This window comes from Ruegeria arenilitoris (assembly GCF_013035315.1).
Lineage (GTDB): Bacteria > Pseudomonadota > Alphaproteobacteria > Rhodobacterales > Rhodobacteraceae > Ruegeria > Ruegeria arenilitoris_D.
The window spans coordinates 157,904-179,852 of the sequence record NZ_WQHP01000007.1 but is presented as its reverse complement, the minus strand read 5'-3'; the positions used below and the strand labels follow the sequence as shown (position 1 = coordinate 179,852).

Here is a 21,949-nt window from a genome sequence, read left to right as displayed (position 1 = left end):
GCTTCTTCCTGATATTGCTTCATCTGGCCAGCGACATCCCACGACGTATTGATCAGATTGATCTTGATAATCTCTGCCCGCTGCAGAAATTACTGCATATTGGTAATTTTGCGCTTTCCACGAACCCTCAATATAGCATCATGGAGAGCAAAACTGATGAATGCGAGACGACTTTGACATCAAAATACAACCGGCGGAAAAAAATGCGCACCTCTTCCAGTGAAGAGGTACTCAACAGGGTAGACGACTACGATTTTCTGTCTCTTGATATCTTCGACACATTGCTATTTCGCCACTGTAAGTCCCCGATAGATGTCTTCGGATTTATGTCAGAGCATTCTCACACACGGCAGGTCACTGAGTTTTTTCAAGATTATCGAGTGGCGGCCGAAAATCTGGCCCGAGACGACGCCAATGAGAAAAACTTGGAGGACGTGTCTCTCGAAGAGATTTATCTGTGCTTCCAGCAGCTGACCAACTGCACCGACGCGCAAGCGGAACAGATCAAACAGCTTGAATTAGAAACGGAAATGGACCTGCTTCACGCTACCAGTTTTGGTCGAAAGTTGGTTGAGAAACTTCAAAGTACTGAGAAGCGATTTGTCATCACTTCGGATATGTACCTTCCGCAGGAGTACCTGGAACGAGTTTTGCAGGCAAAGGGTATAACCGGCTGGGAACGCGTTTTCGTGTCGAACGAGCAAGGCAGAACCAAACATACTGGCCGCCTTTTTGAGGACGTCGCTGCCTTCTTTGGTGTATCGAAAGACAAAGTTCTGCATATCGGCGACAATCGACACGCGGATGGAACCATGGCCGCGAATGCCGGCATGCAGTCTCGCGTTGTATTGGCAAGCAAAGATCTGCCTTCAAGGTCACCAAAACCAAAACGCCACTCAAAGCTGCTCACGGGAACCCGCCCTATTTCGCAGGTATTTGTCGCGAACTACTTGGAATCACATCACTACGACACCGAAAGACTGGACTTCAGAAGTCTGTCCGAAGACCAATACTTTGAAGCCTTTGGGGCCGTTATGGTCGCTCCATTGATTACATCCATGCTAATTTGGATGAAACAGGAGATGGACAAGAGGAGCATTTCGCGCATCGCATTTCTGGCCCGCGATGGTATGTTCCCCAAGGCGGCGTTCGAACTTTTGTGGCAGGCTGGAATTGACACGCAATACCTTGCCGCATCCCGTCGTTTGCTAACATTGCCATTCACGACTCTGGAGCCCGAGACTCTTGGCGGTATGCTTCACACGACTTTGGCGAATTCTGAAACTCTTAACGAGTTGATTACCAAAATTTCTGGAGGCCCGGTCCTAAAGGAGCATTTTGCCAAGCACGGTCTGGACATAAATGAGCGCCTCTCGCGAAAGACGCGCAAAAAAGCCCTTAAAACTCTCATGGAAGATCCCGAATCTTTCTGCAAATCATTCGAGCATGAGCGCTCTGTGTTGACACAGTATTATCGTTCGGCCTTTCCAGCAGGTACCAAGTCGGCAATCTTTGATGTAGGATGGCGCGGTAGCTTACAGCGCTCAATTTGTGCCATCACAGACTCCGAAGCTCATGTATTCGGACTGTTTTTTGGAACCAGTCAGCACGCAACAAGTATCCTGCGCCGGGGCGGGTTAGAATATGTAAGCTACACGGTGTCAAACGGACAACCGTCGCATCTAGCACCTTGGTTTGATGACTTTCGGGACATTATTGAGTTTATCTGCTCGGCGGATCACGGAAGTATTCTTCGTCTTCACAAAAACGACTGTGGAGAAGTCCTTTGGGACACTTCTGAAGTAAGCGACCTGGAAGCAGAAAATTTTCGGCAAGCTAAGACCATTCAGGATGCAGCCCTTAAGGCTATTGAGTCCGTTTTGCAGGCAATGCCCGTCCAGATTTTGGCAAAATACGTGGATCCTAAAGATGAAAGGGACATGAGGAACTTTCTGAGTGACCCACACCACGAAGATGCCCTCAGATTCAAGAATATCAGGGTCTTCGATGGAGTGGGCGATACTTTAGGCGAGAGTCTGACAGGAATTGGCCAACGCGGCACACACTATCGAAATGCAAAAAACAGCCGTTGGCGCGCCGCTTATGCGGCCCAACTTAACCCTTTATCATATTCTGTTTTGAAGTTCATTTTGCGAAAAAGAAAGAAAATTAGGCTGTAGCTGCTCGTGCTTCTTAGTGAAGAGAGCGTCATGCGAGAGATGCGCGAGAACCTAAACTTTTGGAAACCCGCCCGGATAACGTTTTTTTGGTCAACTACTTTAGAACTTCTTACGAGCGTTTTCGGAAAATCCGCCACGAATTCATACGAAATCGAGCTTTCCAAGCCTCCCGCCGACGCCGTTTTTTTCTATTGGCGGGAATGTCATACGTGAAGTGAGCTTCAAGCTCATGCGCTTTGCCGCCAATAAATGAACAGCTTCCTGCCACACCAACATCTGGGTACTTTTTCCCTAAGTGTTCTATCCCACGCCAGTACCGTTCTGTTACAAACCCTTTTGAGTAGTGTTGGAATTCAAGTGGTAGAACAATTACAGAGACGCCATGGTTCTCACGCGCGTTTATGCAAAGGTCTTCGGCGTACAAATCGAATGTCAGAGCCTCATCAAACCGCAAACCAGGTCTTTCCCTGAATAGCCTCGTGTGCACAAGGACCGCGACGCAATCCAGCGTTTCGACGCATTTCGGTGACGTTACAGGTAAGCCAACCATCAGCACCGATGAGCCGTCTTTCTCACTACACCTGTGGCGCCCAAAACCAACCGGATTGTGACCATCCATCCTGAGCCCAAAAACGCCATAAATGGCGTCGACTGCCAAATCTTCAGTATCAAACAACTCTCCTTGGACTTGGAAGTCTTCGTGTACAAAAAACAACCACGCATCCTCGCTCAGGTTTTCTTCCAAAATCTCGTTATAGAGTGTTGGAAGCCCTACCGAGCGATCGCGATTGTCAATCAAGTACACTTCTCGTTGCGCTAAAAACTGGTTTTCCGAGAAACACTTGGTTGCCATTTTTTTATCCACAAAAGGAACGAAAATCTTTAGTGGATCTTTTTTTGCAACAGTCATATTCAGCCCAGCTTTGACGTTTATTGGCGTATATGGCGCCTTGTGATTTTCCAATACGAAGATTTTACGGACAACGGTACATATTTTTGCCTGATATCCGTCTGCCCCACATCATCGCTCGGCTTCGCATGATCGACGGTGTCCCGAAGGCTTGAATCACGGTGGCGCGGCGATTGCCTGACCAAGGCCATCAAACAAAAGGTTTTCTAAAATCGAACCGCATGCGCGCATTAGGCTGCATTCTGGCTAGAAAAGTGTCGTTTACACCGAAGGGAAAAAGTGTAGCGATGCTCAATCGGATTCATAGCACAGAAATAGTTGATCCCGACTGGCGAACGATACTGTCATATGCCCTAAGTGCGACATACGTTCCCAGTACCATGTAGGGAACTTTGAAATAAATCTAATCGGGCAACGGGCATCGGCGTTAGATGTTGGTAGTTTCGACATGGGAACGACCCCAAAACATGACCCCTCACAGGCAGGGCCGACCGACGTCCTACCTGTCGCCTTGAACACGTTGGGCTGCAGCGCTTTGCACTATCGAACTCTATTTGACACAAAAAAATTCGTTGATGCAGACTTCGGCTTACTCATCGCCCCAGATGTTTCTTGGCGACGCGAATTTAGTGTATTTTACCTCATTGGATGTTGTCGAACGATGACGATTGCGCTAGCCCGGTCCTGACACTGCTGCACGACAAGTTGGCATAAACAGGTACTTCACACTATGGATGTTCGGCCCCTAAAAATACCTGCCGTTAAGTTGGTGACACCGAAAAGGTTTGGTGACCACCGAGGGTTCTTTGAAGAAACATACAACAGAGATCAGTTTGTTACCGCCGGCATCAACACGGTTTTTGTCCAAGACAATCACTCAATGTCCAGTGAAATGGGAACTGTCCGGGGGCTACACTTTCAGGCACCGCCAAGTGCCCAAGCCAAGCTTGTGCGCTGCGGTCGCGGTAGGCTGTTTGATGTTGCTGTGGATATTCGCAAAGGTTCGCCGACCTTTGGTCAGTGGGTCGGCGAAGAACTGAGTTTTGAGAATGGGCGAATGCTTTTGGTCCCGGCGGGGTTTGCGCATGGCTTCATGACGCTAGAGCCTGATACTGAGATTGTTTACAAATGCTCAGATACCTACGCTCCCAAAACCGAAGGTGCCGTACGTTGGGACGACCCGGAAATTGGTATTGAATGGCCGCTGAAGCCGGCTGAGATCAAGATTTCGGATAAGGATGCTGTGGCTCTACACTTGTCCGAACAGGAATCTCCCTTCACTATTGAGGACGCTAAATGAAACTTTTGGTCACCGGAGGCGCCGGGTTTATTGGGTCTGCCGTTGTTCGCCGTGCAATTTCTCAGGGCCATTCGGTCGTCAACGTAGACGCCTTAACCTACGCGGCTTGCCTCCACAACGTCGCTATGGTGGCTGATGATCCAAGCTATGCTTTCGAAAAAGCGGATATTCGCGATGCGTCTGCCATGGCGTCCATACTTAAAAAACACAAGCCGGATGCGATCATGCATCTGGCTGCCGAAAGTCATGTGGATCGCTCAATTGACGGTCCGGCAGCGTTTATCGAAACGAACGTCACTGGCACCTATGTTCTGCTAGAAGCGGCACGGGCCTACTGGACCGATCAAGACAAACCGGCCGATTTTCGATTCCACCATATTTCCACAGACGAGGTATTTGGCTCTCTAGGGGAAACAGGGTTTTTCACAGAAGACAGCCCGTACCAACCGAACTCTCCATACTCGGCTTCTAAGGCAAGCTCGGACCACTTAGTCCGCGCGTGGCATGAGACCTATGGGTTGCCGATCATCCTGACGAACTGTTCCAACAATTACGGCCCGTATCAGTTTCCCGAAAAGCTGATCCCTGTAGTAATACTCAAAGCGTTGTCTGGACAGCCGATTCCTATTTACGGCACAGGCGACAACATACGTGACTGGTTGCACGTCGAGGACCATGCTGAGGCACTGTTGCTGGTACTCGAAAAAGCCGCGGTAGGTTCAAGCTATAACATTGGTGGCGAAAACGAGATGACCAATCTTGATCTCGTAAAAATGCTATGCGCAATCCTTGACCGACTTCGGCCCGCAACCAAGACCTATGCCGAACAGATCACCTTCGTTACTGATCGCCCCGGACACGACCGGCGCTACGCGATTGACCCCTCGAGGATTGTTGAAGATCTTGGCTGGCACCCGGCCTATACCCCGGAAACAGGATTAGAACAGACAGTCCGATGGTACCTGGACAACGAGGAGTGGCTGAATGCGCTTTTGGCGCGCGAAGGTGTAGGTAGCCGCCTTGGTGTGGCCAAATGAAGATTCTAGTCTTCGGGAGAAATGGTCAGGTTGCCACTGAATTACAAAGTCAAGCCGCTGACCGGGACATCGTCGTCGAGGCCTTGGGTCGCGCGGAAGCCGATCTGTCAAACCCGGAAGTATGTGCGCAGCGTGTGCTCAGTACGGATGCAGACGTGGTAATCAACGCAGCCGCCTATACAGCCGTCGACAAAGCTGAAGACGAAAAAGCACTTGCACAATGTGTGAACGCTGATGCGCCAGGGGCCATGGCCCGAGCCGCGGCGCAACGGGAACTTCCGTTTCTGCACATCTCGACAGACTATGTCTTTGATGGATCTGGTTTCACTGCACGAACCACAGATGACCCAACCGCACCGCTTGGCGTTTATGGAAGAACTAAACTTGACGGCGAAAGACAAGTGGCTGAGGCCGGTGGCTGGCACGCAATTGTTCGTACGAGTTGGGTTTTCTCGGCGCACGGCAATAACTTCGTGAAATCGATGCTTCGTCTGGCGGAAACGCGAGACCGCCTGGCCATTGTTGCCGATCAGGCAGGCGGCCCGACGCCTGCCGCGGACATTGCCTCGGCTCTACTCACAATGGCAGCGAAGAGCCCTGAAGCGGAGGGAGGTATATTTCATTTTTCCGGTTCCCCTGATACGAGCTGGGCGGATTTCGCACGAGAAGTCTTTCTCCAGTCTGGTCTTGCGATAACCGTTGAGGATATCGCGACCAGCGCATATCCGACCCCTGCAGTACGGCCTAAGAATTCGCGCTTGGACTGCTCAAGGCTGGAAGAAATCTACGGGATTTCGCGCCCGAACTGGAAGGCCGGGCTGGCCGAAGTGCTTGCACAACTGAACCAGACCAGAAAATCAGTTTTGAAAGGTTAGCATATGCAACGTAAAGGCATTATTCTTGCCGGCGGCTCCGGAACCCGCCTTTATCCAATCACAATAGCCGTGTCCAAGCAGCTGCTGCCTGTTTATGACAAGCCAATGATTTTTTATCCGCTTAGCGTGTTAATGCTGGCGAGTATCCGCGAAGTTGCAATCATTACAACGCCACAGGACCAAGAACAGTTTATCCGGCTGTTTGGTGACGGCAGCCAATATGGCCTTTCATTGACATGGATCGTGCAAAATTCCCCAGACGGTCTTGCACAAGCTTACACCTTGGCTGAAGACTTCCTCGCTGGCGCTCCTTCGGCAATGATCCTGGGGGACAACATCTTCTTCGGCCACGGTCTTCCAAACCTTCTAGCTCAAGCTGATGCCAACAAGAAAGGTGGCACGGTGTTTGCGTACCGTGTGGCCGACCCCGAGCGTTACGGAGTGGTTGCTTTTGAAGGGCAAAAAGTGCGGCAGATCATCGAAAAGCCAGAACAGCCTCCCTCAAACTATGCCGTCACGGGCCTTTACTTTCTGGACGGTGATGCGCCCGCACGGGCCAAGCAAATCAAACCCTCTGAACGCGGCGAACTCGAAATTACGTCGCTTTTGCAAATGTATCTCGATGAAAACCTGCTTGATGTTCAAACGATGGGCCGGGGTTTTGCATGGCTGGATACCGGCACACACGGTACGCTTTTGGAGGCAGGAAGCTTCGTTAGAACGCTGACCGAGCGTCAGGGAATGCAGACTGGTAGCCTTGATGAGATCGCCTGGAGTAATGGGTGGATCGACGATGAAGCCCTCAAGAAACGCGCACGTCTTTTTGGAAAGTCGACCTACGGCGCTTACCTCCATTCGCTGCTCACTGATTGACCCCAACACCATCTAAGAATCCTAGGGATCCGGCACTTTTTGTTCCTAGGTTGAGGCAATCAGATCAGGCAAAAGTTGAACTTACATTGGCTGGGCCAAAAGGCCTAGCACCCTACATTGGAGCGACGTAAAACGGCTTGAACTCCCGCTCCGCCGTAATCTCATCCAAGAATGTGCGGGCCGTATCTAGCGCCTCGCGAATTGTGACATCCATATCCAGATATCGGTACGTGCCCAAACGGCCGACAAATGTCACGTTTTGGGTCTTTTCGGCCAAGGCAACATACTCACCCAACAGCGCTTTTTCTTTCACCTGACGTATTGGGTAATAGGGAATATCGTCCGGGCCAGCGGCGCGGGAAAACTCGCGGTAACACACCGATCCTTCGTGCGTTTCCCATGGTGCAAAGTGCTTGTGCTCAGTGATGCGAGTGTAAGGGACCTCTTCTTCGCCATAATTCATCACAGCGCAGCCTTGATAGTCGCCGTCATAGGTGAACCGTTCAAAGTCCAGCGTACGATAACCCAGCCGCCCCAGCTCATAGTCGAAATAGCCGTCCAATGGGCCGGAATAGAACACGTGGTCGAAAACATCGCCCATACTGCGGTCGAACGTGGTGTTCAGCTTTACCGTGATCCCAGAGTGGTCAAGGATACCGGCGATCATGTCGGTATAGCCGTTCTCTGGCATGCCCTGAAATCTATGGAAAAAGTAGTTGTCGTCGTAGTTGAACCGCACCGGCAGACGCTTGAGGATCGACGCCGGCAGCTCGGACGGATGGCAGCCCCACTGCTTGATCGTGTACCCTTTGAAAAACGCCTCATAGAGGTCACGACCGACAAACCGCATCGCCTGTTCCTCAAAGCTCTGAGGATCGGTAATGGATGTATCGGCCTGTTCTTCCGTGATGAACACACGCGCCTCGTCGGGGCGCATGGTCTTACCGAAGAATTGGTTAATCGTGTGCAGGTTCACCGGAAGCGAATAGACCTGACCCTGAGACGTGGTTTTGACGCGGTTCTTGTAGGGCAGGAAATTGGCGTAGCGGTTCACATAGCTCCACACCTCTTCATCATCGGTGTGAAAAATATGCGGCCCGTAGACATGAACCATGACACCGGTATCGGCGTCCCGCTCGGTGTGGCAATTGCCGCCGATATGATCGCGACTGTCGACAACTGTGATCTCATGCCCTTGCTCGGCAAATTCCCGGCCAATCACCGCACCTGACAACCCTGCCCCTACCATCAAAAACCGCATCTCAGGCACTTTCCTGTTTCAGCGCAATTGTCGTCATGTCAAGAGGCTTGATCAACTGCCGCCGGGCGATCTTGAATATGCCCGAACGCGCTTCGCTGGAACTGCGGAACTTCGGCAAGACTGACATCCAGGCCCGGCACATCCGCCAGCCTACCGGCAGGCGTCCGGAAATTGGCTGCCCCCCCTGCAGGATCCCCGCAAAAACAACTGGAACCGTGCGGCGCGACAGATCGAACATCTCTTTCAGCACCGCTTCTTCTTCTTCGGAGCTCAGATTGTTGGACGCCGCCATCGCCGCTTTGAGGTTTTTTCCGATGGGCCGCGTGTGGTGCATCGCGATTTCATCTAGAATGGCCGTCCTGAACGCGCCAGCCTCGGCCCAGCGGCACCAGATGTAATCCAAGCCATACCCGCTCATCGTACCCTTAAACAGCGGCAGCGCTTTCTTCAGGATGTCCTTGTGCAGGCACGGGGCCATGATCTCGATGTAGTTTGTGTAACGCAGCACAAACCCCGGGCATTGGCTGAACACGAAATGCGAGAAATAACTGTCCGGCGTCAGGGATGGCTGCGCGATGCGTAAACCATGGACCTGCATTGCATCAAATAGCGCGTTCACGTCTGCAGCGCCAATGTCCAGATCGTCATCCGGCAACCAGTAGTAGTCGTACTGCTCGAGATCGCGATCAGAAAGCGTCTTGTACAAGCCGTCCCATTTGCCACCTTTGACCAAAACGGCCTCGACGCCCGGTTCAGGCTTGAACGCGGCAAACGCCTCATCTGAGAAATAACTGATCAGAAGATCATAGGCACGATCTTCATAGGGAATTTCCTGCCACCGATGGTGCAATGAATTCTTGCCCGCACGGACAACCACAAGGCTTTTCTTCATACGCGGTTCCGAACCCGATTATCGGCCTGCAGCAACGGGCCAAGCTCATCGATCATGTCCGGGTTCAACGGATGGCTCAACCGCCCATGGGTAAATTTGGCCTGATACATCAGGTTGCGCACAAATCTGGACAGTGGCGAACCGGGTTTCGTGCGACTACGGCAGTGGTCAATCGTGCTGGTGGCCTCTGCACGCTCGGCAACCATTTGTTCGCTGAGCGTCAGAATTGGAACGTTGTGTTCCCAATAGAATTTCAGATCGATATCGATTGGCCGCGCAATACGTTCATCAAGCGCCAACAACTGCGCCGCCGCACGGCGTCCGATGATATAGCCTGTGGTCCTGGGCGGGAGGTGATCCGACAAAACAAGGTCCTGGCCTCCGACCTTTTTGATCACTTGCCCGTTTCGCCTTGAGACACCGTCAAGCTTGATCATAACATCTTCGAAATGCGCGCCGCGTTCTGCAAGTTCTTCCAAAAATCCCCTAGGATCTTGCACAAATGTCGCGTCATCTTCCAGAACAAGCGTTACGGGGTCTTGAGAGTCCGCTATCGCCTTCCAGATAAGACGGTGCCCAAGCGTACAGGCGACCTCGTTACGACTGAGAGGGCGTTTAAACTTGATACGGTTCATGTCCGCATCATAAAAACCCTTTAACTCAGAGGTGTTTATCTGTTCACCGGGGATCGCGTCGCAAAACTCGTGCTGAAGCCCAAGGCGATCAAACTCATACCCGCAGGAACGTCGACGTTCCACGTCGTCTGGCAGACTTAGAATGACAGCCTTGATCGACACTGCACTTTAACCATAAATCTTTTCATTGCGTTCCTATGGGCCGCGCGCCCCGAGCACAAGCAAAAATGATCAATCCTATTTTCCGTCATCCGCGTTGCCGTCCTAAAGGCAGAAATCCGCTGGGAAACGACCAAAAACTAGCAAACTAAAGTCAACCTTCGGAAAAGCTGGGACTTCACACTATGCGTAACATACACATATCACAATGAAACCATGAAGAAAATCAATTGATGCAACAGGCATGGCAAACTACCGGCCCCACCAGTGTGCCTGCTTTTCACGCAATTGAGCGCACTGTTGCCCCCAAAACGCTCAACGACCTTACAACACGAGTATTCTTAAGTGTTGAAATGTATAGCGCACCCACCTTGGTCCACAGTCTTAAGTGAAGCGTTCCACTTATCAGAAACTCAACTCTGCAAGTGCTTTCACACCGGGGACTTGTACCGTACGGACACTGTGATTATTTGCCTGACGCTCCGCATAGCCAATAAAATGGGTAACTCTGTCGCGTCAATTGATCTGCCCTTTAGACTAAAACGAGTTTAGGTTAACTGAGCGAGCGCAAGATTTGACAATCTGGAGAATGCAATGATTAAGCGCGCCTGGAACAAATGGCGATCTGGCTACATGGGCCGTCTTGTAGCAGATAGTTTTTTTGCTCAGGGGGGTCTTTACGCGATCGCCATTGTTGCAATGGTTGCTGTCGCGGCCACCACTGCTGGCTCCGCTTACATGATGGAGTACATTGTCGACGCAATGACCAGCCCCGAAATGCGTGACTGGGCTGTTGTGATCGCTCTCGGTGTCGTATTACTATTTTTGACCAAAGCCATAGCCTCTTACATCCAAGCAATATACCTAGCACGTGCAGGCAACCGAATCGTGGCCATCCAACAAGAGCGAGTCTATCGCAAACTCTTAAGGCATGGTGTTTCGTTTTTTGCAACGAACGAATCCGCAGATTTGCTTATGCAAACTACCAATGGAGCTCAAGCAGCGCGCTCACTTATTGACGTCCTGGTCACAGGGTACGTTCGCGATGCTTTAACTCTTGTCGGCCTAGTGATCGTAATGGTTTATCAACAACCAGTCCTCTCAGTAATGTTTTTCGTGGTCGGTCCAGTGGCATTGTATGGGGTCCGGCAATTACTGAAGAGCGTACGGGCTATAATGCAAGCCGAGTTCAAGTCACTGGCCGAGATCATTCGAGTGCTTCAGGAGACATCTGCTGGCATCAAGGTAATCAAGGTATTTTCGCTGGAAGACCGAATGATTACCCGAATGGAAACAGCGATCCGAAAGGTTGAAGAGCGCTCAAACGACATTGCAAAGCTTCAGTCTATTGCCAGCCCTTTGATGGAGTTTCTCGCAGGACTAGCCGTCGCTGGCGTTCTAGTTGTCAGTACTCTCGGGATTGCTGGTACTGAACAACCTACCGCTGGCCAACTAATGTCTTTTATCACGGCGTTGCTGATGGCCTACGAACCAGCCAAACGTTTGTCCAGAATGCGCGTCCAAATTGAGACCGCCATGGTCGGCGTAGGCCTACTGTTCGGGATTCTTGATCAAGAGGATACGATGCAAGAAAGCCCTGAAGCCCGCGACTTAATTGAAGGTCCCGGCAGAATAGACTTGCGCAACGTAACTTTTGGTTATCACGGGTCCCTTCCAGTAATTGAAAATATGAATTTGACCTTCGAAGCCCAAAAAACTACCGCTTTAGTTGGCCAATCCGGTGGAGGAAAATCGACGATTTTTGGACTGATTATGCGGTTTTATGATCCGGATGAAGGCTATGTTGAGATTGACGGGCAAGATGTCAGTAAAGTCAGTTACTCGTCACTGAGGCAAAAAATCTCCTATGTTGGTCAGGACACCTTCCTTTTTTCGGCTTCAGTAAAAGAGAACTTGAGGTGTGTGGCACCCGAAGCAACTGATGAAGAAATCACTGCAGCCGCGCGTGCGGCTTACGCCCACGACTTCATTTGCGAACTGCCCAACGGATACGATACGCACGTTGGTGAGAACGGAACTTTCCTTTCTGGCGGTCAAAAGCAACGCATTGCTATCGCTCGCGCCATCCTGCGCAACGCTGAGATACTGCTGCTCGACGAAGCGACCAGCGCTCTTGATGCGGAGTCGGAAGCGCTCGTTAAAGAAGCGTTAGACAGGCTCACTCAAAGAATGACAGTTATAGTTATTGCTCACCGTCTATCCACCGTACTCGAAGCCGACAAAATAATGGTCGTGCAAGACGGAACCATCGTGGAAGAGGGAGATTTGGATGCGCTTATGAAAGCTGACGGGCATTTTCGCAATCTCTTCGATCAACAATTCAAGAAACGGGGGAAACAGGCCGAAACACTGGAGTGATACTACGTTTTGTTTGCAACGCAGCCCGCAAGAAGTACATCAGCCTTCGTCATAGTTTGGACTTTGGGTTTAGCTGTTCTTCTTGCCAAAAGTCGGAGACCACAACTCGTCTATCTGTATAGCATCAAAAAAGCGAACTCGGGATTGTTCTCGACCTAACAGACCGGAACCTGAATTTGGGGACTAGAAAATTAGGATGATAGGTCAAAAAACCAAGCTAACCCCAATTCCATGGGTTGACTGAACTGCACCTACGTACCTTCAGAGCATGGTATCCAAGATTTTTCTTGGCTAACCTTGTCGAAGTTGAAATGACTGCGCGAACACGCGTTGGGCGAAACGAAGAAAACATCACACTTAAAGGCCAAGACTTGATGGATCACACGAAAGAATATGGGCTTATTGACCTGTATGCTCAACATGCGGGTAAAGTTAGTGATAAGTGGAAGTCATATTTGGACTTTTATGAACTAGTCTTTCATCCATTCAAAGAAAAGCCGGTCCGGATTCTCGAAATTGGCATCCAGAATGGCGGATCTTTAGAAGTATGGGCCGAATTCTTCCCAAACGCAGAATGCATTGTGGGATGTGAAATAGAACAAACCGCTGAAAAACTGTCGTTCAATGATAGTCGGATTTCAGTAGTGATAGGCGACGCAAACTCAACCGAGACACATAAAAAAATCAAAGACATCAGTGATAACTTCGATATCATTATCGACGATGGTTCGCATGTTTCCAAGGACATCATTCGAAGCTTTGCTTTGTATTTCCCAATGATGTCTGATGGAGGTCTTTTCATCGCGGAGGATTTACATTGCAGCTATTGGGATGACTTTCAAGGTGGCATCGAAGCACCGTTTTCGTCAGTAAGCTTCTTCAAACGACTCGCGGACTTCGTGAATCGCGAGCACTGGGGGGCGGATATAAATCCCGGTAGAATATTGGATTATTTCGCCGATACTTATGGCGCCGACTTTGACATCCCCACGCTGGATAGAATTTCAGAAGTGCGGTTTATTAACTCGATCTGCATGGTAAGAAAAGGCGCTGAGGGCGAAAACATGATTGGGCAGCGGATCGTCGCTGGCACCGAAGCAGTGGTGGAGCCAAATATCAACCCGGACATTAATGGTATGAAATTTGTTGGGCCCCGCACCTCCGAAAGTCCCTTTGGACCCAATTCTGTGCGCGGCGAAGTTAGAGCCGCAAAAAACGACGAGCTTGTTCAGCTGCTCAAAAGCGCGCACGATCAGGCGAGCGATATGCAATCGATTATCAACACCCTACGCCAACAGGATTTTGCCCAGAAGTCTGTTATCGAAAAACAGGTAGTCGAACTGGAATCAATGCAGAAATTTCTAGACGCACGCACCGTAGACCTTCAAGCTGCACAGCAAACAGCGACAAATTTATCTTCCGCTTTATTGGCGGCGCAACGGCGCCCCTTTAAGCAATTAAATCGACACCTTACCTTCAAGCTGCTGAATAGAGCTCAAAACTCGAAGTTCTTTTCGGAAAGAACTCGGGCTCGTTTCTCGAACAGTGCCAAAAAACGTAACCCTGACCAAATTGATGATGCTTTGTTTGTTGGTGATCAGTCAAAATACAATGAACGTCTCACGCCTAGGGAGGATGTGACTCATCCACAAAGTTCCCTTCGACGACTCGCGTTCCATCGCAATGGAAAACCACGCGGCTGGTTCCGGGCGATAACTATGCCCCGCTCCAAAAATGAAATACGCCCTCAATTTCGTCGCGCTTTTTTTAAGAAGAATGGTGAACTTCGCCAGGACGTGTTTTCTTTTGCGAAACGAAACCCAAACTACTACCTTCAAGTCAACCCTGTAGTTGAATTACAACGTCTATTGGCCGACGCCGCTCCAATAGCTGATCGTGATGAAATCGGACGCCAGATTTTTGAGAGACAGCAAGCTGAACTTGACGGTAAGTCTGCAGTGAAATTAATATCGGAGCTCCCCCAAAAGCCCTTAATTTCAATCATCTTACCTGTATACAAGACACCTGAGAAATGGCTACACCGAGCGATCAAATCTGTGCAAGACCAATACTATGAGAATTGGGAGTTGTGTATTGTAGATGATTGCTCCCCCACCAACGAACAACGCGTTTTAATTGAATCCTATGCAGCTATAGACTCGCGCATTCGGTTTGATGTTATGGACAATAATAGCGGGATATCGGGGGCGTCTAACCGAGCTCTTGACATGGCGGAAGGCGAGTTCTGCGCGTTGCTGGACCATGATGATGAACTTACGCCAGACGCACTTCTTTGGATGGTTGAAGCCCTTAACTCTGATGAGGACACAGATTTTCTATATAGCGACGAGTGCAAAGTTGATGACAAAACTGGGCTGCGTTTTTTTGACTTTATTTTCAAGCCAAGCTGGTCGCCCGAGATTATGTTCAATTCGATGCTTACTGGCCATTTCACTATGTACCGCAGCACCTTGATACGCAAGGTTGGCGGGTTTCGCAGCGAGTTTGATTTTTCGCAGGATTACGATCTTGCATTGCGAATGTCAGAAGTTGCTCGAAAAATTGTTCACGTTGACCGCGTTCTATATCTTTGGCGAGCAATAAGCGGATCAGCGGCTTCTGGTGGCAAGGACTACGCGAGAACCAGCAATGTTGCTGCACTAAAAGCCGCGCTGGAACGTCGTGGTATACAGGGTGATGTTGAACCTCTCGCACATGCCAATCAGGTCCGCGTTGCAATTCCCGAGGAAGGGTCAAGGGTTTCGATCGTAATCCCTTCGGATTCAGCCAGCAACTTGCGCTTGGCGCTTGATGCCCTGAAGAAGGGCACTGATTATGAAAACTATGAAATCTGCGTTGTTTGCAACAGCAAGGTCGCTTCGACTTTAGAGGAAGAGTACAAGCTTTGGCCGGTCGCAAGGTTCATACGCTACGATAAACCTTACAATTTCTCGGATAAATGCAACGAAGGTGCTCGCAACGCGCAAGGCGAGATTGTTGTGTTCTACAATGACGATGTGTTTCCCATTAGTCGGGACTGGATCGAGCGTTTGATCGAGTATTTCTGGGTTCCCGGCGTTGGTGGGGTTTCACCTCAGCTGCTATATGAAAATGGCACAATCCAATATGCTGGCATGATTTCAGGTACTCCGGGAATGGCGGGAACGGCCTGTCACAACTTACCGCACGACAGCAATGCAATGTTCCCGGCCTACAACCGATTGGTTCGTAATGTCTCGGTACTTTCGGGTGCCTGTTTTGCAATACGCCGGACTTTGTTCCTTGAAGTCGGGGGATTTGATCCGAAAAATACACCTGACGGTCACTCCGACCTCGATTTGAGCTACAAGATTCAGGAAAAAGGGTTGCGTTGCGTATACACGCCTTATTCATTGCTCACTCATGTCGGTAATCACTCTTGGGGGGCAAAATCAACGAAGTACAAAGCCGACATTTTTTGCCTAAAACGCTGGGGAAAGTACGTGTCGTCCGATCCATATTTTACCGATACAATGAAAAACGCCCTTTATCCCGACTTTTTATTCGATTTCCGGATTCACGCAAACCACACTGAACCCTCTGTGAAATACTCTGGAAAAGATGTCCTATTTGTTTCACATGAACTAACCAACACGGGCGCACCCTATATGCTCCTGCAAGCCGCGAGAGCTGTAAAAGTGGCGGGCGGTTTCCCGGTTGTTGTAGCTCCTACAGACGGACCACTTAGAACCGCGTTTGAAAAGGAAGGCATCGTCGTAATCATCGACGCATCGATAGCAGCCAATCACTTTTTGTTTGAAAACTTCGCAAAAAACTTCGACCTCGCGGTGGTCAATACGGTAGTGATGCGACCTGTCGTTGAACAGCTTTCTCAGATTCCGATCCTTCAGACAGTTTGGTGGCTGCACGAGAGCCAACTATTGGAGGAAGCCCTCGCTGATATGTCCGTTTCTTTTGGAGAGCGAGTAACCATCGTTTGTGTGAGCGAATATGCTCAAACGTTTCTTCCAAAAGGCACCTCAAGCCAGGTTTTGTACAACGGCCTGCCCGACGCACTTGGCGAGCACGAAAAGCACGCTACGAAGGCAGGTTCTGAAAAACTTGTATTCTTGTTGTTGGGAACCATCGAACCACGAAAGGGTCAGGATGTTTTTCTGAGGGCAATTGAGAAGCTGAATCCAGAAATACGAAAAAACTGTCGGTTTGAAATTGCGGGCAAGCTTTCGCCAGGAAACGAAGAATTCTGGGCGAGCATCAGTAGTATGATGAAAGAACACCCAGAAGTTTCATACTTAGGAGACCTTTCACATGAGGAAGCGCTTTCTTTGATAGCACGATGTGACGTTCTTGTTTCATGCTCGCGAGACGACTCCTTTTCACTTGTTGCAGTCGAAGCCGCACAACTGGTTAAGCCGTTGATCTTAAGTGATAAAGTCGGTGTCGGTGCGATATTCGGGAGCGCAGCTTCGCTTTCTTTTAGGTCGCAAGATGACGCGGATCTGGCAAGAAAGATGATTGAGGCCTACGAGAACCAAGATAGACTTTTGGAAATGGGGCGCGCTGCTCGCAAAGTCTACGAAGCGGAATTGAACGATACGCAGTTCGCTAAGCGTTTTCTTGAAACCGTCGGTTATATTCGATTGAACTAGGACACTATTGTAACAGCAACCAAATATGTTCCAGACAAAATCTGAAACGGTCAAATTAACGATCGCCTGCAACTGTGATATTGCGGGCGTTTTTGAGGAAATCACCGAACAGGGTTGTCAGCTTGACTTTCTTTTTTCCCTACGCAGCCGGTAAGCGACCTTCAGGTATTTCCATGGATATCGCCGTGCGTGATCTCTATCAATATTCGCCTGATCCAGTTGTGCGTTCATCCTTGACAGTTCTGAGCGTAGATCGCGATTTTCCTGCTGAACTTTTTCTTTTTCGGCACTTGAGAGATTAATTATTTCTGTCGCCTGTTCAAATTCATCATCGAAACAAACGGCGGGTGTCATCCAACTAGCCGCAGCTGGCGAGTTTGCCAGTACATCCGAAAGATATTGCGGCTTGCGTAACAAAAGCAACGCGAGATCATCCTCAGACTCAATTTCTGTCAATGTTCTGAGAATTCCATCATGTTGTTCACGCTTTTCCATCGGCACCAAAACAAGCATGCACTCGGCAGCGTCACCAAAAATGTTATTGGCCTCTCCTTTGAAGTTGTTTCTGTTAAATGCCTGCGATATCGACCCGTAACTACGGTAATTTGCACCGCGGCAAAATCTAATCAGGTCTACATATCCTGCCAGGCAGTTGACTTCGCAGAAAATTATGGGGCGGCTTTCAGAAATCAATTTCGCTGCGCCTTTCAGCACTTTTATTTCGGCGCCTTCGACATCAATCTTAATGACGGCTGGTCTTGGAAGCTCGATAGCATCGAGTGTGACCAAAGCAACTGTTTCCGCGTTTCCGCCACTGTCCGAAATCAGCGAGTTAGTACCGGGCAATTCTGAGTTCACTGCAGCCAAACTCGCGGTCCCACCTTTATCCGCGACGGCTTTGTTGATCGCAACGATGTTCCCAGAAAAATCGTTTTTTATGTTTTCACTGAGATACTGGAACGTGTCGCTAGAAGCTTCAAACTGAACACTTGCCCGTCCCGTCCTACCGCCTCAGAAAAAGCTAAAGCATGTGTCCCTACGAATGCCCCAATGTCATAGACCGTTTCGCCAGATCGTACGAACGATGTCATGATATTAATCTCATCTTGCGCCCACTCTCCGTAGTACATCAAAGACTGAACGACGGCGTCTGAAACGTCCGGCACCAAAAATTCACCGTAACGAGTTATTATTCTGTTCTTTTTTGGCACTTTCACTCCCTCAGTTTATTGTTTTTGTGGGTCAAGAACGCCCGAGTGGTGCTTGAGTGCTACTCGCTGCTGAGAATTTCCTCAAGCTTTTATGACAGAAGCCCTCCGAGGGAGAGTCCTGCTGTCAATGGTCTTCGTATTAGAGCCATTAATCTGGCTTTCCCAGTTAGGAAGCGGATCGCAGTGATCAACGGCGCTACAATCAAAATCCGCCGACCTAGAATGGACACGGCCACGAGCAGCACTCTACAAAATACCGAGTACCTGTTTTTAGTTGACTGTTATTGAAAGGGATCGCCTTTATTGCTTCAAGGTTACCCCAAGTGGCTCAATCCCAATCCAGTGAAATACTCCCACCATCATCGTGCGCTATTACGTTATGTCCGAAGTCAAAGCCAAAGCGCTAAATGTCGATGTTTACTAATGAAGTAGGTTTGCGGCAAGCTGAGGAACGCCCGTTCAAATTACGAAAAAGCCTAGGAGTTTTAAATCAATTTGGTTTTGATTAAGATTTAGTAAAAAGCAGTTTTCAATTGTTAACTTTCTTCTCTCGCCGCGTATCCGCTCGCTCGACACATTTCAATAGTCATCATTATTCCTGAAGCGCAATCTCCAAACATCGCGAACATACTTCCATGGGTAACGTTTCGCGTGGTTAAACTTCCGCCTGTCGTTTTTTAGTGCCTCAGCGGCGGCACCTCGCACTATTTCCAAAGCTCCAAACTCAACAAGCAACAGTTCAGTTTCTTGCCTTGCTGATGCAAGTTGACTCTCAAAATTGCTTCGCTCCGAATTAGTACCAGCGCTCAAGGCCGAAAAGATGACCATAATTTACTCTTCGCTTAGAGGCCTAACCTCGCAAATTGGGTCGCTGAATTCGAGCCACAACTTTTGATCAAAAAACAGAAAACAATTCACGAAATCCACAGATTTGGAAACCCATTGTTTCAAAATGGCCTGTGTCTCCAACGGGATTTGCATGGATGCTGACTTAGGACGTCACGTCCGGGCGTCGTTCTGATTTAGATCTCAAACATAGTTCCGATTGACCCACAAGACATAAAGCCATACAACGGGCCCGGCTTATGACATTGCTCTGCTGCCGGTAGAGCGAATTTATTAATGTGGACGTTCGAAAGGAGTCTAAGTTGAGCCAAAAGTTGAATGTTCTGCTCATAGGCCCCGGACTAATAGGCCGGAAACACGCTGAAATCATACAACAAAGTTCGGGCGCTCGTCTCGCTGCCATCGTTGCCCCAGACCGCGGCCAGAACCGCACGTTCGCAGATAGCTGCGGAGTTGATTTCATATCCGAATTGGATCAAGCTTTTGAAGGCGGTGGAATTGATGCCGCAATAGTTAGCTCGCCTAACGCGTGGCATTTCGAACAAGCGATGGCCTGCATTGATCGGCACATTCCGGTTCTCGTTGAGAAGCCGATCACAGATGATCTCGCGTCTGCTCGTAAGCTAAATCAGGCCGCCGAGCAGAAGGGTGTCCATGTGCTTGTCGGTCATCACAGGACGCACAGTTCTCTTCTCGCACCGGTAGAAGAATTCTTGAACTCGCCTAGTTTTGGCCAGCTAGTCTGCGTTAGCGGAACGGCACTGTTTTATAAACCTGAAGAGTACTTTCTCGAAGGCGAATGGCGCACTCGTCCTGGCGGCGGGCCGGTCCTGATCAATCTCATCCACGAGATCGGGATGATGCGCCATTTCTGTGGTGAGATCGTCTCTGTGTTCGCCTTGTCTAGCAACGCAGTTCGAGGATTCGATGTGGAAGACACGGTAGCGCTCACATTCGCGTTCAAGGGTGGCGCGATCGGCTCTTTCTTACTTTCTGACACGGCTGCGAGCTCAAAGAGCTGGGAAATGACGAGCGGAGAAAACCCAGCTTATCCGAATTATGCAGACGAGAGCTGTTATCACTTCGCCGGCACAATGGGCTCGATCGACTTCCCGAGCATGAATGTACGTAGCTACCTTGGGGGTGCAAAAGCTTCTTGGTGGCTTCCATTTCAAGAAAACAAATTGGAGGTGACGCGCAGCGATCCGCTGGAAAGTCAGTTTGCGCATTTCCTGCAAGTGGTTAGGGGTGAGACCCAACCAAGGGTATCGGCCCGAGACGGTTACAAGAATGTTCTGGTCATCGAAGCGATCAAGATGTCGCTGGAAAGTCAGCAAAGTGTTCTAATTGAAAATCTTGAAGCCCAATTGGTATACGGATAAATTTTGTGAAAGTATTGCTTCTCGACTCCTCTTTTGCCGCAGGCCCGATCTATGACTATCTCCTTTCTGAAAACCACGAGGTTTGGACCATTGGAAACCGCGCCGGGGATCTCTTAGCAAAGCGCGCGGGGAAGCGTTGGATTGAAGAGGATTATAGTAATTTGGCAGCGGTACAGCGTCACGTAGAGCGGGTAGGTATCGAACGTGTCGTTCCCGGGTGTACCGACTTGTCGATTGCCATTTGTTCCGAACTTCCAATTTGCACTGGGCGCGTGGATTCCGCTCAAACCGTTCGGTTACTTAGCAACAAGGCAATGTTTCGTGAGCTTTGTCGAGAATACGATCTACCCGCACCCCGCGCGATCACGTCCGGTGAAAGGCCTACGGAAGGAAAGTGGATCTGCAAGCCGGCCGACGCCTTCAGCGGCCGTGGTATCTCGGTCATTTCCGGTGAGGATCAAGCTTCGTTCGATGAGGCCGTTCAATGCGCCAGCCGCGCCAGCCCCACTGGGAATTATCTTGTCGAGGAGTTCGTGAAAGGCCAACTATACAGTTGCACCGGCTTCGTGCAGAATCGCCGCCTCGTCGATCCACATTACGTAATCGAAGGTTCGAGTGTGAACCCTTTTGCGGTAGACACTAGCTATGTTTGCCACGATGTACCGGTGGAAGCGCGGCAACGCCTGGAGTCGGGGTTGTCCAAGCTCTGTTCAGCCATCGGTTTGTTGGACGGACTTTTGCACACCCAGTTCATCCTCGATGGCGATCGCGCCTACATTATCGAGTGCTCGCGACGTTGCCCTGGTGACCTTTATTCATTGCTAATAGAGATGAGCACTGGTTCGCGGTTCGCCGCCCATTACGCGAGCTACTTTATCGGCGGCGATCGAGTATCGGACGGCTGTCGGAAAAGGCATGTGCTTCGGCATACAGTCACCGGGGAAGACCTCGGCATTTTTGGTGGCATCCGGGCGCGTGAACCTTTTCCACTCGTTGGATACTACCCATTACAAAGAGTAGGGGAAGAGGTACAGCCCAAACAGGCAAGCCGTTGCGGAGTTGCCTTCTTTGAAACTTCCTCAGAAGAGCAACTCTCATCCTTATACCAAAGGCTCCTTGAACGGAACATCTATGACGTACTTTGAGGTTTCCGGAATCAAGCTATTTCTAACATTCGAAGGGGAACTTCTGCACTCTCGTTCTGGTTAGGCACGGCCTCGTAAAGGCTATCGCGGATGCTCAATGCAGTCTTGCTGTTCACTTTTTCGCCAACTGAGCACTTCCGAACAAGGCGCCGCCGAAATGAAGAGCGCATCGGTTTCGGGCTCGTTGCTTGGAACACATAAAGCCACTAGCTCGA

The 21,949-nt window shown here is 49.9% G+C and carries 13 protein-coding genes and 1 pseudogene; 9 read left to right on the top strand and 5 right to left on the bottom strand.

The window, feature by feature from the left end; genetic code table 11:
* Positions 1–14 precede the first annotated feature (14 nt).
* Positions 15–2,180, top strand: coding sequence for an HAD-IA family hydrolase (locus GOV53_RS16450; RefSeq protein WP_170468395.1), 2,166 nt, complete (start codon positions 15–17; stop codon positions 2,178–2,180).
* A 109-nt stretch (positions 2,181–2,289) separates the two neighbouring features.
* Here GOV53_RS16450 and GOV53_RS16445 read toward each other — a convergent pair whose 3' ends face one another.
* A complete protein-coding gene (locus GOV53_RS16445) occupies positions 2,290–3,090 on the bottom strand; it encodes a hypothetical protein (RefSeq protein WP_170468393.1) in 801 nt (266 codons plus the stop codon).
* A gap of 730 nt (positions 3,091–3,820) precedes the next feature.
* Here GOV53_RS16445 and rfbC point away from each other — a divergent pair.
* The 4 genes from rfbC to rfbA are packed head-to-tail and all read left to right on the top strand — an operon-like array spanning position 3,821 to position 7,175.
* Complete coding sequence (gene rfbC / locus GOV53_RS16440) at positions 3,821–4,390, top strand: dTDP-4-dehydrorhamnose 3,5-epimerase (protein ID WP_170468391.1); 570 nt, start codon at positions 3,821–3,823, stop codon at positions 4,388–4,390.
* On the top strand, positions 4,387–5,427 hold the full coding sequence (gene rfbB, locus GOV53_RS16435) for a dTDP-glucose 4,6-dehydratase (RefSeq protein ID WP_170468389.1): 1,041 nt from the start codon (positions 4,387–4,389) through the stop codon (positions 5,425–5,427). The genes rfbC and rfbB overlap by 4 nt, the downstream gene beginning before the upstream one ends.
* Complete coding sequence (rfbD, locus tag GOV53_RS16430; RefSeq protein WP_170468387.1) at positions 5,424–6,302, top strand: dTDP-4-dehydrorhamnose reductase; 879 nt, start codon at positions 5,424–5,426, stop codon at positions 6,300–6,302. Before rfbB ends, rfbD begins: the two co-directional genes overlap by 4 nt.
* Positions 6,303–6,305: 3 nt before the next feature.
* Positions 6,306–7,175, top strand: coding sequence for a glucose-1-phosphate thymidylyltransferase RfbA (gene rfbA, locus GOV53_RS16425; RefSeq protein WP_170468385.1), 870 nt, complete (start codon positions 6,306–6,308; stop codon positions 7,173–7,175).
* Positions 7,176–7,287: 112 nt separating this feature from the next.
* On the opposite strand, the gene glf is transcribed toward rfbA, so the two are convergent.
* From glf to GOV53_RS16410, 3 genes are read right to left on the bottom strand one after another with little or no spacing between them, the layout of a single operon-like run.
* Entirely contained in the window at positions 7,288–8,436 is a 1,149-nt protein-coding gene (glf, locus tag GOV53_RS16420; RefSeq protein ID WP_170468384.1) for a UDP-galactopyranose mutase, read from the bottom strand.
* A gap of 1 nt (position 8,437) precedes the next feature.
* On the bottom strand, positions 8,438–9,328 hold the full coding sequence (locus tag GOV53_RS16415) for a hypothetical protein (protein WP_170468382.1): 891 nt from the start codon (positions 9,326–9,328) through the stop codon (positions 8,438–8,440).
* On the bottom strand, positions 9,325–10,125 hold the full coding sequence (locus GOV53_RS16410) for a glycosyltransferase family 25 protein (protein ID WP_170468380.1): 801 nt from the start codon (positions 10,123–10,125) through the stop codon (positions 9,325–9,327). The genes GOV53_RS16415 and GOV53_RS16410 overlap by 4 nt, the downstream gene beginning before the upstream one ends.
* Before the next feature lie 591 nt (positions 10,126–10,716).
* Between GOV53_RS16410 and GOV53_RS16405 the strand changes: the two genes are divergently transcribed.
* A complete protein-coding gene (locus GOV53_RS16405) occupies positions 10,717–12,501 on the top strand; it encodes an ABC transporter ATP-binding protein (RefSeq protein ID WP_170468378.1) in 1,785 nt (594 codons plus the stop codon).
* Positions 12,502–12,788: 287 nt separating this feature from the next.
* Complete coding sequence (locus tag GOV53_RS16400; protein ID WP_170468376.1) at positions 12,789–17,150, top strand: glycosyltransferase; 4,362 nt, start codon at positions 12,789–12,791, stop codon at positions 17,148–17,150.
* Positions 17,151–17,267: 117 nt separating this feature from the next.
* On the opposite strand, the pseudogene GOV53_RS16395 reads toward GOV53_RS16400, so the two are convergent.
* Positions 17,268–18,128: pseudogene (locus GOV53_RS16395) on the bottom strand (FkbM family methyltransferase); the annotation flags it as partial.
* 1,381 nt (positions 18,129–19,509) lie between these two features.
* Between GOV53_RS16395 and GOV53_RS16390 the strand changes: the two are divergent.
* Both GOV53_RS16390 and GOV53_RS16385 read left to right on the top strand, forming a co-directional pair.
* Positions 19,510–20,589 carry a Gfo/Idh/MocA family protein gene (locus tag GOV53_RS16390; protein ID WP_170468374.1) on the top strand — a complete coding sequence of 360 codons (1,080 nt, stop codon included), beginning with the start codon at positions 19,510–19,512 and terminating at the stop codon, positions 20,587–20,589.
* A 5-nt stretch (positions 20,590–20,594) separates the two neighbouring features.
* Positions 20,595–21,734, top strand: a complete 1,140-nt coding sequence (locus GOV53_RS16385) for an ATP-grasp domain-containing protein (RefSeq protein ID WP_170468372.1) — start codon at positions 20,595–20,597, stop codon at positions 21,732–21,734.
* Positions 21,735–21,949: the final 215 nt, after the last annotated feature.

What these genes read in the sequence shown, in the direction of transcription:
- GOV53_RS16445 (WP_170468393.1), bottom strand. Translation starts at nt 3,090, where the DNA reads ATGACTGTTGCAAAAAAAGATCCACTAAAGATTTTCGTTCCTTTTGTG.
- rfbC (WP_170468391.1), top strand. Translation starts at nt 3,821, where the DNA reads ATGGATGTTCGGCCCCTAAAAATACCTGCCGTTAAGTTGGTGACACCG.
- rfbB (WP_170468389.1), top strand. Translation starts at nt 4,387, where the DNA reads ATGAAACTTTTGGTCACCGGAGGCGCCGGGTTTATTGGGTCTGCCGTT.
- rfbD (WP_170468387.1), top strand. Translation starts at nt 5,424, where the DNA reads ATGAAGATTCTAGTCTTCGGGAGAAATGGTCAGGTTGCCACTGAATTA.
- rfbA (WP_170468385.1), top strand. Translation starts at nt 6,306, where the DNA reads ATGCAACGTAAAGGCATTATTCTTGCCGGCGGCTCCGGAACCCGCCTT.
- glf (WP_170468384.1), bottom strand. Translation starts at nt 8,436, where the DNA reads ATGCGGTTTTTGATGGTAGGGGCAGGGTTGTCAGGTGCGGTGATTGGC.
- GOV53_RS16415 (WP_170468382.1), bottom strand. Translation starts at nt 9,328, where the DNA reads ATGAAGAAAAGCCTTGTGGTTGTCCGTGCGGGCAAGAATTCATTGCAC.
- GOV53_RS16405 (WP_170468378.1), top strand. Translation starts at nt 10,717, where the DNA reads ATGATTAAGCGCGCCTGGAACAAATGGCGATCTGGCTACATGGGCCGT.